The organism is Amaricoccus macauensis (assembly GCF_014201905.1).
Lineage (GTDB): Bacteria > Pseudomonadota > Alphaproteobacteria > Rhodobacterales > Rhodobacteraceae > Amaricoccus > Amaricoccus macauensis.
On record NZ_JACHFM010000002.1, the window covers coordinates 1,007,600 to 1,019,891 of the forward strand.

Below are 12,292 nucleotides of genomic sequence, written 5' to 3' on the forward strand. Positions count from 1 at the left end.
CGCCGCAGACGTCCCGCGGCAGATGTGCACGTTACCGCCAGCCGCGGAAAGCCCCGAGCAGCCGCGCCACCTCCGCCCGCACCGCGCCCGCGTCCAGCGCATAGGCTTCCGTCTCGGCACCGGCAGCCGTCCGACCGCTGGCCGCCGCCGGAGCGACGGCGCCGCCGCCGCTCCTGAGCGCCGTCACCATGCCGACGAGCCGTCCCTCTGCGTCGAACAGCGGCCCGCCGGAGAACCCCGGCCGCCCGAGCGGCAGGCGGACGATGAGCCCCGGCCCGAACGCGGCGATCTCCGCAGCCGCGTCGATGATCTCCCCCGGTGCCGCGTAGCGCGGCCCGCCCGGGCCGTCGCGCGCATCGACCCCGGCCGCGACCACCGTGCCCCCCGGCAGGGCCGGCGCCCTCGCGTCCGGGACGACCGGCAGGAAACCGGGCCTCACGCCGAGGACCGCGAGGTCCATTCGCGGACTCAGCGCCAGCACCGTCGCCACCGCCACACCGTGAGTCACGCCCGACGCGAGAAGCTGCACACGAGCGCCGGGCCGCAACCCCTTCAGCACGTGCCGATTCGTCACCGCGACCCCGTCCGTGATGACAAAACCCGATCCGACCACCGATCCGTTCAGCACCACCGCGTGCATGTCGAGCGGACGCACTGCCCCCGCAGCCCGCGTGTCGTCGGCACGAAGCCCGGCCGCCGGGATCGCCAGTGTCGGCATCAGCATCAGGCTCAACACGCCCACCCATTGACCGAGGCCCGCGCGCCGTGCGCGGCCGGTCACCCGTCCAGTCCCCATGCAGTTCCCCACCCCAAGGGCGCACACGGTCCCCACCGCGCTCGCCGTCCGAAGGCTTAGGCCTCGCGGCGTTGCGGAAGCCCTAAGCCGGCGTCCCGATCATTCAAATGCGTCGCAAGTCGCCGGTCCCTGAGCCCCCGTGGACCCGGTGTTTCCCTTGCATTTTCGACGAGTGCCCGAGATACAACTTATAGTTGTTTTACAAGGTTGCGACATGCCCGTTGAAACAGTGACCATGCGTCCCGCCCGCGCGATGCACCTGCTCGGGGTGTCGCTCCTCGCCCTCACGCTCGCCGAGGCGGCGGTTGCCGAGCCCCTCGTCCCCCGGGGTGGCGTCGTGGCGCGCGGATCGGCGCGGATCGTCGGCGGCACGGAGCGCACCGTCATCCGCCAGACCACGCCCCGAGCGGTGATCGACTGGCGCCGGTTCGATGTGGGCCGCGATCACACGGTGGTCTTCGAGCAGCCGGGCAAGACCTCGGCGACACTCAACCGCGTCACCACCAGCCGGCCGAGCGTGATCGAGGGCGCGATCCGTGCGCGCGGCACCGTCGTCATCCAGAACGGCGCCGGTGTGCTCTTCAGCGACGGCGCCACGGTCGATGCGGGCGGCCTCGTCGCGACCAGCCGCCGCGTCGATGCCGCCCGCTTCCAGCGGGACGGCAGGGTGGAGCTTGGCGGCACCGGCCCGGGCGGCACGGTCACCAACCGCGGCAGGATCACCGTTGGCGCGGCCGGTCTCGCCGCCCTCGTCGGCGACAGCGTTGAAAACGCCGGCACCATCGTCGCGCGCCAGGGCGCCGTGGTCCTCGCGGGCGGGACGACCGGCACCCTCGACCTCGCGGGCGACGGCTTCCTGCGCATCGCCGGCAAGGGCCGCGCCGCGACCACCGGCACCATCGACGCGCGCAACGTCATCGTCAGCGTCGCCGAGACCGCCTCGGCGCTCGACTCGGCGATCAACGTCGAAGGTCTCGTCCGCGCCGCCGACGGCAAGGCCGGCGGCAGCATCGAGCTGCACGGCGGCGGCGGCCGCACCCGCGTCGCCGGCATCCTCGACGCGAGCGGCAACGAGACCGGCGGAAAGGTCACCGTCACCGGCCGGCAGATCGAGGTGACCGGCAACGCCCGTCTCTCCGCTCGCGGCGGCACCGACGGCGGCATCGTGCGCGTGGGCGGCAACCGCGGCGGCAGCAGCACCCTGCCCCGCGCCCACGAGCTTGCGATTGCCGAAGGCGCCGGGATCATCGCCGACGGTACCACCGGCACCGGCGGTGTGATCATCGCATGGTCCGACGCCAACGCCCGCATCGACGGACGCCTCTCCGCCACCGGCGGCCGGCGTGGCGGCTTCATCGAGACCTCCGCCGTCGCCGCTCTCCGGCTCGGACCGAACGCCGCCGTCACCGCCGGCGACGGCGGCCGCTGGCTCCTCGATCCGCGAAACGTCGTCATCGGCACCGCCGGCGCCGCGACCAGCGGCGGGGCGATCACGCCGCCCCCCGGCGCCGGCCCCTACATCGTCAGCCTCGTGGCGCTTCAGGCGGCGCTTGACGCCGGCACCGACGTCACCGTCACCACGGTGCAGCCGGCCTCGACGCAAGCCGGCGACATCACGGTAATCGGCGCCCTCGGCTGGACGGGCCCCGGCGCGCTCACCCTCTCGGCCGAGCGCGACATCCTGATCTCCGCGCCTGTCACCACCGCCAACGGCGACTTCACCGTCAGCGCCGCACGCTCGATCGGTATCGCAGCCGATCTCACCGCGACCGACGCGGCCAGCATCACCCTGACCGCGGGCACCGGCGACATCCGCCTCACCCGCGCCCGCCCCGGCGATCTCGCGGTCAGGACGGCGGCAGGCGATCTCACTCTCACCGCCGGCAACCAGGTGACCTTGCGAAACTGGCAGGGTGGCCTCGACCTCGCCACCGGCAGCGGCGATCTCAGCATTACCGCCGGCCACGCCATCCTCGTTCGCGGCGGCGCTGGCGCGAACCAGTGGGTCCGGGTCGGCAGCGCCACGTCCTCCGGCACCGTCAGCCTCTCCGCCCCGAAGATCGACGTCGTCGGCGGCATCGGCGCCGGCAGCCGGGCCGAAATCCTCGCCGGCCCCGGCGGCTCCCTCACCGTGGAGGCTCGCGACCGCATCCTCGTACAGGACTGGACCGGCGGCTCACCCGCCCGCCTCGCCAGCCTCGGTGGCGCTCCCCTGATCCTCATCGCCGCGGAACAGTGCTGGTTCGGCACCGTCCAGTCCGGCACCGGCGCGGCCGACGGCGGCCCGGTCAGCCTCGCGGGCTCCATCGCCGCCACCGTCGAGCCGATCTTCAGCCTCGCCGCCGGCCACGACTTCACCCTCGCAACCGAAACCCCGGCCGGCGCCGCCTCGTCCTACGAGGCCGCCCTGCCGCTCTCCGTCACCACGACCGGCACCGGTAGCCTCGCGATCGACGCCCCCGTCACCGCCTCGCGGCTCACCCTCGTTTCGGCGCAGGGCATCACCCTCGGCGCGGGCACCACGCTCACCACCACCGACCCGGGCGCCTCGCTCGTCGTCTCGGCCGGCGCGGCCTTCGCGAACGCCTCCGGTGGGGACGTCTTCGCCCCCGGCGGCCGCTGGCTCCTCTACATGGACCGTTTCGCCAGCCCCTCGGGGGCCCTCCCGGTCCCCGACGGCTTCGACCTCTACGGCCGCAGCCTCGCCAGCGACCCGCCGGCAGGCCTCGGCTTCACCGGCAGCCGGATCGTCTACGCCGAGCAGCCGACCCTCACACTCGCAGCCGACTCCGCCAGCAAGACCTACGGTGAGACCACCCCGGCGATCGGCTTCACCGCCACGGGCCTGCGCCCCGGCGACAGTTTCGCCACCGCCCTCACCGGCACGCCCACCGTTACCGCCACCGGCACCACCCCCACCGCCGCCGCCGGCAGCCACACGGCAGCTCTCGCCGCCACCGCCTCGGCCCAGGGCTACCGCCTCGCCCTCGTCGACGGCAGCATCACCGTCGCCCCCGCGCCCCTCACCATCACCGCAGATGACGCAAGCCGGCCCTACGGCGCCACGAACCCCGGCTTCACCGCCCGCTACGCCGGCTTCATCCCCGGCGAGGACGCTCGCGATCTCGCCGGCAACCTCACCCTCGCGACTTCTGCAACCCGGACCTCCGACGTGGGCACCTACGCCATCACCGCCGCCGGTCTCACCAGCAGCAACTACGCCATCACCTACGCACCCGGCGCCCTCGCCGTGACCCCCGCCGCCCTCACCGTCACCGCGAACGACGCCGGCCGACGCTACGGCGCCGCCAATCCGAGCCTCACCGCCCGCTACGACGGACTCGTGGCCGGCGACACCGCCGCCGACCTCGGGCCGCTCACCCTCGCGACTTCTGCAACCCGGACCTCCGACGTGGGCACCTACGCCATCACCGCCGCCGGTCTCACCAGCAGCAACTACGCCATCACCTACGCACCCGGCGCCCTCGCCGTGACCCCGGCCGCCCTCACCGTCACCGCGAACGACGCAGGCCGACGCTACGGCACCGTCAATCCGAACCTCACCGCCCGCTACGCCGGACTCGTGGCCGGCGACACCGCCGCGAGCCTCGGCCCGCTCACACTCGCCACCGCCGCGACACCCACCTCCGACGTGGGCACCTACGCCATCACCGCCGCCGGTCTCACCAGCAGCAACTACGCCATCACCTACGCACCCGGCGCCCTCGCCGTGACGCCCGCCGCCCTCACCGTCACCGCGAACGATGCAGGCCGACGCTATGGCGCCGCCAATCCGAACCTCACCGCCCGCTACGCCGGGCTCGTGGCCGGCGACACCGCCGCCGACCTCGGGCCGCTCACCCTCGCCACCGCTGCGACACCCGCCTCCGACGTGGGCACCTACGCCATCACCGCCTCGGGTCTCACCAGCAGCAACTACGCCATCACCTACGCGCCCGGCGCCCTCGCCGTGACCCGCGCCGCCCTCACCGTCACCGCGAACGACGCCGGCCGACGCTACGGCGCCGCCAATCCGAGCCTCACCGCCCGCTACGCCGGGCTCGTGGCCGGCGACACCGCCGCCGACCTCGGGCCGCTCACCCTCGCCACCGCTGCGACACCCGCCTCCGACGTGGGCACCTACGCCATCACCGCCTCGGGTCTCACCAGCAGCAACTACGCCATCACCTACGCACCCGGCGCCCTCACGGTGACGAAGGCGCCCCTCACCATCACCGCGAACGACACGCACCGCCGCTACGGCGCCGCCAACCCGGGCCTTGGCGTGCATTACACCGGCTTCGTCGCGGGCGACGACGCCACCGACCTCTCGGGCCAGCTCGCGGTCGCCACCTCCGCCACAAAGACGAGCGCTGTCGGCGCCTACGCCATCGCTGCGACCGGCCTCACCAGCGGCAACTACGCCATCGCCTGGCAGCCGGGGACGCTCACCGTCAACCCGGCCCCCCTCACCGTCACTGCCAACGATCTGAGCCGCACCTACGGCAACGCCGGCGCCCCCTACGCTGCGACCTACGCCGGCTTCGTCAACGGCGACGATGCCGCCGACCTCGCCGGCACCCTGCATTTCGAGACCACGGCCGGCCAGTCGAGCCCGGTCGGCACCTACGGCGTCACCCCGGCCGGCCACACCAACGGCAACTACGCCATTTCCTACATCGCCGGCTATCTGACGATCGACCCCGCAGCCCTCACGATCACCGCAAACGACGCCGCGCGGATCGAAGGCGCCCCTGACCCCGACTTCACCGCCCGATACGCCGGCTTTGTCTCCGGCGAAGGCACGTCCGTCCTCGGCGGCAGCCTCAGCATCACCTCCGACGCCGACGCTGACAGCCCGGCCGGTGCCTACGCGCTCACCCCGGGCGGCCTCACCAGCGCGAACTACGCCATCACCTTCGTCGACGGCACCCTCAGCCTCCTGCCGGCACCGCTCGCGGCACCCGCGCAGCTGACCGGCCACGAAGAGCGCCACATCGCAGCGCGTGGCGTCCCGCCGCTGACCCCTGGCGATGCGAGCTTCCGCACCACCTCGGCCGAGGCGCCCCCGGCAATCGACAACCCCTTCGTCCTCACCTACTCGCTCGGCGAATTCTCCCGGACCATGGGTCTCGGCGGTGGCACGGGCACGGGCGCGCGCGCCACCGGCGCCGACACGGAAACCGCCACCCGAGACGCCGACACCAAAGGCTTCGTACCCGCATCGGGCGGCGCCACGACCACCCCGGCCGCGGACCCGACTTGCATCGCAGGTGTGCTTCCAGGCGACGCCGGCGATTGCGGCACCACCCGCGAGAACTATTGGATCACGAGGACTTCGCTGTGAAACACCGGCTCGCGCTTCTCGCCGTCCTCGGCGCGCCCCTGCCCCTCGCAATACCCGCCGCAATTGCCGTCGCAATTGCCGTCGCCACTCTGCCGGTCGCGACGCGACCCGCCACCGCCCAGCCGGCCGCCGACTACCTCCCCGGGCCCGACCTCGACGCCGGCCCCACTGCCTTGGCCCCGCCCCCGCCGGCAACCGTGGCGCCGCTCGCCCCATCGCCCGGCGGCATCCTGCTCCGGCGCGTCATCCTCGACGGAGCAACCGCGATCCCCGAGGCGGACCTCGCGCCGATCTGGGCGCCGCTTCTCGGGCAGCCGGTCTCGGCGGCGACCATCACCGATCTCGTCGCGCGCCTGACCGCCGCCTATCGCGCCCGCGGCTTCGTGTTCTCGCAGGCGGTCCTCTCCGAGCAGAGCCTCGCCCACGGCACGCTCCACATCGCGGTCATCGAGGGCTTCGTCGATCACGTCGGCATCGACGGGGGCAGCCCGTCGCAGCAGGCGACGCTCCGGCGTCTCTTCACGCCCGTCGCGACCGACCGCCCGTTCCGCATCGAGACGCTGGAGCGGAGCGTGCTTCTCGCCCGTGACACCTATGGCGCCGGCATCGAGACCGTTGTCACCGCGTCCGCCACCACCTTCGGTGCGGCGGACATGACGGTGCTGGCGAACCCGGACCGTTTCACCGGCTTTGCCTCGGCGGACAATCGCGGCTCGCGGCTCTACGGCGACTTCGGCCTGACCGCCGGCATCAGCGCCTACGACACGCTCGGCCTCGGCGAGCGCCTCGAAGGCCTCATTGCCGTCGCCCCGCGCGGCGGCGCGCTCAGCTATATCGAAGGCGCGGCCGATGTGCCGCTGCCATGGCTCTCCGGCGGCTGGCTCGATGGCGGCCGCTTCGAGTTCCACGCCGACACCTCCCGCGGCAAGCCGGATCTTTCCCGCAGCGGCTCGCCCGACGGCCTCAGCCTGATCTCCGACGAGACGAACCTGCGCGCCGGCCTTGTCGTGCCCTTCGTGCGCACCCGTTCGATGAACCTCTTCGGCCGGGTCGGGCTCGACTGGCAGGAGGCGACCTCCGTCACCGGCTTCGCCGGCGGCTCGACCGAGGAGACCAACCGCCTCGCGGTGGCGCGCGCCAGCTTCTCGTGGGACGTGGCCGACAGAATGGGCGGCGTCAGCCTCGTGGAAGCCGGGATCCGCCGCGGCATCGGCGCGTGGAGCGACGTCGGCGGCACCGGCCCCGCGGCAGGCGACCCCGACTTCACCCTCGCGACCTTCGGCCTCAGCCGCCTGCAACGCCTCGGCGAGAGCCCATTCTCGCTCTGGTTCGAGGCGACGGGCCAGATCGCCGCCAACGTCCTTCCAGCCCCCGAACGCTTCGCTCTCGGCGACAGCACCATCGGCCGCGGCTTCGCGCCCGGCAACACCAGCGGCGACTCCGGCTGGGGGACACGCATCGAGCTCCGCCGCGGGGTGGCACCGCCCGAGCGGGTGGCCGCGGCAATGGAGCTCTACGCCTTCGCCGACCATGGCCGCGCGTACGACCGCAGCGAGGAGCGCGACGGCGCCACCTTCGAGCGCCTCGGCTCCTTCGGGATCGGCGCCCGGATCGACCTCACCGACTGGCTGACCCTCACCCCCGAGATCGCCCGACAGTCGACCGGCACCGCCACCGACACCACGGACAGGGACCACGAGACCCGCCTCTACCTCAGTCTCGTCACCCGCTTCTGAGCCGGCCCCACGGTCAAGGCTGGTTGACAGCTGACCAGCGCCGGATATGTTTTCCTGCATTATCAGATCGATAGTCGACACGCGCAACTCGCGCAGGGTCGCCTAGCCGGTGGCGTAGCCGAGCGCCCGACCGAACGATCCGGCCAGCGTCGCGCCATGCCCGAGCCCGGGCAGCGCCTCTGACGTCACCTCGATATCCCCACGCCGGGCCAGCCGTTCGGCAAGCGCCTTCGCCTCTGGCCCCTGCCCGCGCCCCTCGTCCCCGCCATGCAGCAGCATGAGACCCGTGCCGGCCGCCGCGGCCGGCGCCGCCGCCTCGATCCCGGCCAGCACCTCGGGCGCGAACCAGAGCGACGGGCTGACCGCCACATAGCGGCGGAACGCCCCCGGCGCCTCCAGCAGCGTCACGAGCGTGAAGAGCCCGCCATAGGAATGCCCCCAGAGGCAACGCCCGCCCGGATCGACGGCGACCCCGGCCTCAGCCGCCGCCCTGAGCGGCCCGAGGAGCCGCGCCCGAAACCGCCGGTCGCCGCCCGTCTCCCGCTCCGGCTGCCGCGGGTCGGCCCGGGCGCCGGCCCCCTCCGGGGTATAGTCCCGCGCCCGGGCATCGAAGTCGAACTCGGTCGCGACCGGATACCCCACCCCGAAGATCACAAGCCCAGGCACGGCCCCAAGCTCGTCCGCCGTCAGCCGGTTGAAGACCGCGTTCCCGTCAAGCATCCAGAGCGAGCGCCACCCATCCGCCGGAGCCGCCGCCCGCGGCACTGCGCGGAACAACCGATACGTGCCGCCCTCCGTCGCCACGTCGAGCCACGTCACCGCATGGCTCGCCGGCGGAGCCGCGAGCAGTGGATACTCCGCCCGCACCGGCACCGGCTGCCCCCGCACGGGCGCGGCCGCCAGCACCGCCGCGCCTCCCGCAAGGACACTGCGGCGGCTCACGATCGGCAAGGAAACCTGCCTCAACCCGCCATGCCAGCTCACATGCTCACCGGTCGGCCCAGCCGCTGGCGCCGGTCCACCATGTAGGTGATGAGCGCGACCACGACCCAGCTGCCGTGGAACAGCGCCCCGCCGATCACCACGATCCATCCCGGCACCGGCCCGACCGCCGCCCGGCTGAAGAAGGTCGCCCAGGTCCCGACCGGGGTGGGATGGATCGCCAGTTTGCCGAAATAGGCCAGCGCCTGGATCCCGAGGATATAGGCATAGTTGCTGCGCAGCCGCCGGCCGATCGCCCGCCAGTAGCTGATGTGGAACTCCGGGTGCTCGTAGTCGTCGGCCAGCAGCGTGTTCCACTTGCCGTCGAGCTTCACCCCCTCGCCCCGGAGCATCGGCACGTAGAGATCGGTCTCCATCAGCCGGCACCGCGCCCGCCAGACGCTGAAATATCGATACCTCCGCGACTCGAGCAGCAGGAACACGACGACGAGCAACCCCACGACGATCAGCGGCAACGGCGAGGCATAGGGCCCCGCGAAGGTCAGCGACATGGCCAGCCCCGTCGTCACCACCGCCCAGTTCGTCGTCTGGTCGAGTCGCGTGCGCCACACGGTGCTGCGGTAGACCTCGCCGCGATAGAGGTGCGCCACCGCGCCCATTTCCGCCGCATCGAAGCGGACCTTCACCGGCGGTACGGCCTCGGTCGGTTCATTCATGCTATCCCCCAGATTTTTCCCCACTATGCTCGGACGCCGCGCGAGGGCCAAGCCGTCCTCCCAAGCCGTCCCCGCTATCCACCTTATCCACAGGCCAACGGGGGAAGCCTCTCCCCGGTCGGGGGGCTATAAGCGTGGCTCAGGGAGATTCTCATGGCCGATGGAAACACCCCCGGGCTCGATGCCGAGACCCGCGAGCTGCCCCACAACGTCGAAGCGGAACAGGCACTGCTTGGCGCGCTCCTCGTCAACAACGAGGTCTACGACCGCGTCGCCTCGATCGTGCAGCCCGGGCACTTCTTCGATCCGGTCCACGCGCGGATCTTCGACGTGGCGGGCGAGCGCATCCGGCGCAACGCCCTCGCGACGCCGGTCACGCTGAAGGCGTTCTTCGACGACGATGCGGGCCTGAAGGAGCTCGGCGGCCCCGCGTACCTCGTGCGTCTCGCCGGCGCCGCGATCTCGCTCTTCGCCGCCAAGGACTACGCCCAGCTCATCTACGACAACGCCATCCGCCGCGAGCTGATCCTGCTCGGCCAGGGCATCGCCGACAAGGCCGGGCGCGCCCTGGTCGACAGCGAGCCCAGGGACCAGATCACCGAGGCCGAGCAGGCGCTCTACCAGCTCGGCGAGCAGGGCAAGGTCGATCGCGGCTTCCAGACCTTCCGCCGCGCCGTCATCGACGCGGTCAAGGTTGCGAACGCCGCCTACGAGCGCGAGGGCGGGCTTGCCGGCATCTCCACCGGTCTCGCCGACATCGACAAGCGCCTCGGCGGCCTGCATCCGTCGGACCTCATCATCCTCGCGGGCCGGCCCTCCATGGGCAAGACCTCGCTCGCGACCAACATCGCCTTCAACATCGCCAAGGCCTACAAGAAGGGCATCAGGCACGACGGCAGCGAAGGCGCGGTCGAGGGCGGCGTGGTCGGCTTCTACAGCCTCGAAATGTCGGCCGAACAGCTCGCCGCGCGCGTCCTCTCCGAGACGAGCCGGGTGCCCTCGCACCAGATCCGCCACGGCGACATGACCGAGGAAGAGATGCGCCGCTTCATCGAGGCGGCGAAGACCCTCGAGAACTGTCCGCTCTTCATCGACGACACGCCCGCCCTCCCGATCTCGACGATCGCCGCCCGCGCCCGGCGGCTGAAGCGCCAGCACGGGCTCGACGTGCTCTTCATCGACTACCTCCAGCTCGCGAAGCCTGCCTCATCGCGCTCCGAGGGCCGCGTGCAGGAGGTCTCGGAGATCACGCAAGGTCTGAAGGCGATCGCCAAGGAACTCAACATCCCGGTGATCGCCCTCTCCCAGCTCTCCCGCGCGGTCGAAAGCCGCGAGGACAAGCGGCCGCAGCTCTCGGACCTGCGCGAGTCGGGCTCGATCGAGCAGGACGCGGACGTCGTGATGTTCGTGTTCCGGGAAGAGTACTACAAGGAACGGGAGAAGCCCGGCGACCACGATGTCGAGGCGATGGTGAAGTGGAAGGACGCCATGAGCGCGCTCCACGGCCGCGCGGAGGTCATCATCGGCAAGCAGCGCCACGGGCCGATCGGCACAGTGGATCTCGCCTTCGAGGGCCAGTTCACCCGCTTCTCGAACCTCGTGCAGCCCTACCAGCAGGGCGCGGTCGGTGGCGACCGCGGCGACTTCGGCTAGACGGGAACCTCGCGCTTCCGGTGGGGTTGCTCCTGCGTGGAAGTGGAGGATCTCATGGCCCACAAGACGATGACCCGCGAGGAAGCGGTGGATGCGATCTGGAAGCTCGTCGGCTCCATCGGATGCTGCATGTTCGTCACCTGGGACGGCGAACGCCAGCGGGCGCGGCCCCTCATCGCAAGGCCCAGCCGCGAAGAGAACCGCATCCACTTCCTGATCGACGTGGATGACCGGAAGGACGATCAGATCGAGAAGTTCCCGACCGTCTCGCTCGCCTTCGCCGACGGACAGAACCACGACTATCTCGCCCTGACCGGGCAGGCCGCGATCACGGACGACCGCCAGAAGATCGCCGAACTCTGGACCGGCGTGGACACTGCCTATTGGGACGGTGCGGACGATCCCTCGATCCGGCTTCTCACCGTCACCCCGGAGGATGCCGAAGTGTGGCTCGGACCGGACCGGATCACTGCCGGCGCCGCGCTCTCCGGGACCGGGGCGGACCTCGGCGAGAGCGTGAAGGTCGATCATCTCTGACCGCCGACCTCCGATTGCCGACCTTTGACCGCCCGAGAGGCGCGGGGTATTCCGGCCTGACGGAGGCAACGCCGCCCCCGGCTTTTCGAGGGATGCCATGCGAGCCCTGGTCCAGCGCACATCGGGCGCCGACGTTTCCATCGCGGGCGAGAGCGTGGGCCGAATCGGCCCCGGCCTCGTCGTTCTCGTCTGTGCCATGCGCGGCGACGGCGAGGCCGAGTCCACATGGCTGGCGCGGAAGGTGGCGAACCTGCGGATCTTTCGCGATGACGAGGGCCGGATGAACCGCTCGCTCCTCGACGTCGGCGGCGACGCGCTGATCGTCAGCCAGTTCACCCTCGCCGCCGAGACCAGGGGCAACCGTCCCGGCTTCTCGACCGCCGCCGCCCCGGACGAGGGGGAACGGCTCTACCGACACTTCGCCGAGGCCGTGGCGGGCCACGGCGTTCGCGTCGCCACCGGCGTCTTCGGTGCCGACATGGCCGTCAGCCTCGTCAACGACGGCCCGGTGACGATCTGGCTCGACACTGCCTCCCGTTAGCCGGACCGCTCCCCGGTCCGGTGC

General features: G+C 71.8%; 8 protein-coding genes. 5 read left to right on the forward strand and 3 right to left on the reverse strand.

Annotated elements, in window-relative coordinates; translation table 11 throughout:
* Nucleotides 1–31 precede the first annotated feature (31 nt).
* A complete protein-coding gene (locus HNP73_RS12270; protein WP_184149540.1) occupies nt 32–796 on the reverse strand; it encodes a S1 family peptidase in 765 nt (254 codons plus the stop codon).
* 214 nt (nt 797–1,010) lie between these two features.
* Between HNP73_RS12270 and HNP73_RS12275 the strand changes: the two genes are divergently transcribed.
* A complete protein-coding gene (locus HNP73_RS12275; protein WP_184149543.1) occupies nt 1,011–6,143 on the forward strand; it encodes an MBG domain-containing protein in 5,133 nt (1,710 codons plus the stop codon).
* A complete protein-coding gene (locus HNP73_RS12280) occupies nt 6,140–7,879 on the forward strand; it encodes a POTRA domain-containing protein (RefSeq protein ID WP_184149545.1) in 1,740 nt (579 codons plus the stop codon). Before HNP73_RS12275 ends, HNP73_RS12280 begins: the two co-directional genes overlap by 4 nt.
* Nucleotides 7,880–7,981: 102 nt before the next feature.
* Here HNP73_RS12280 and HNP73_RS12285 read toward each other — a convergent pair whose 3' ends face one another.
* Together HNP73_RS12285 and HNP73_RS12290 are read right to left on the reverse strand one after the other, a co-directional pair.
* Complete coding sequence (locus HNP73_RS12285; RefSeq protein WP_343063310.1) at nt 7,982–8,821, reverse strand: alpha/beta hydrolase; 840 nt, start codon at nt 8,819–8,821, stop codon at nt 7,982–7,984.
* 38 nt (nt 8,822–8,859) lie between these two features.
* Complete coding sequence (locus HNP73_RS12290; RefSeq protein WP_221288488.1) at nt 8,860–9,537, reverse strand: DUF2270 domain-containing protein; 678 nt, start codon at nt 9,535–9,537, stop codon at nt 8,860–8,862.
* A gap of 153 nt (nt 9,538–9,690) precedes the next feature.
* Here HNP73_RS12290 and HNP73_RS12295 point away from each other — a divergent pair, with 153 nt between their 5' ends.
* The 3 genes from HNP73_RS12295 (at nt 9,691) to dtd (ending at nt 12,268) form a co-directional block, all read left to right on the forward strand.
* Nucleotides 9,691–11,190 (forward strand): replicative DNA helicase, encoded by a 1,500-nt coding sequence (locus HNP73_RS12295; RefSeq protein ID WP_184149549.1) that lies wholly within the window; start codon nt 9,691–9,693, stop codon nt 11,188–11,190.
* Between the two features lie 54 nt (nt 11,191–11,244).
* Nucleotides 11,245–11,727 carry a pyridoxamine 5'-phosphate oxidase family protein gene (locus HNP73_RS12300; protein ID WP_184149551.1) on the forward strand — a complete coding sequence of 161 codons (483 nt, stop codon included), beginning with the start codon at nt 11,245–11,247 and terminating at the stop codon, nt 11,725–11,727.
* A gap of 97 nt (nt 11,728–11,824) precedes the next feature.
* Complete coding sequence (gene dtd / locus HNP73_RS12305; protein ID WP_184149553.1) at nt 11,825–12,268, forward strand: D-aminoacyl-tRNA deacylase; 444 nt, start codon at nt 11,825–11,827, stop codon at nt 12,266–12,268.
* The last annotated feature ends 24 nt before the right edge of the window (nt 12,269–12,292 follow it).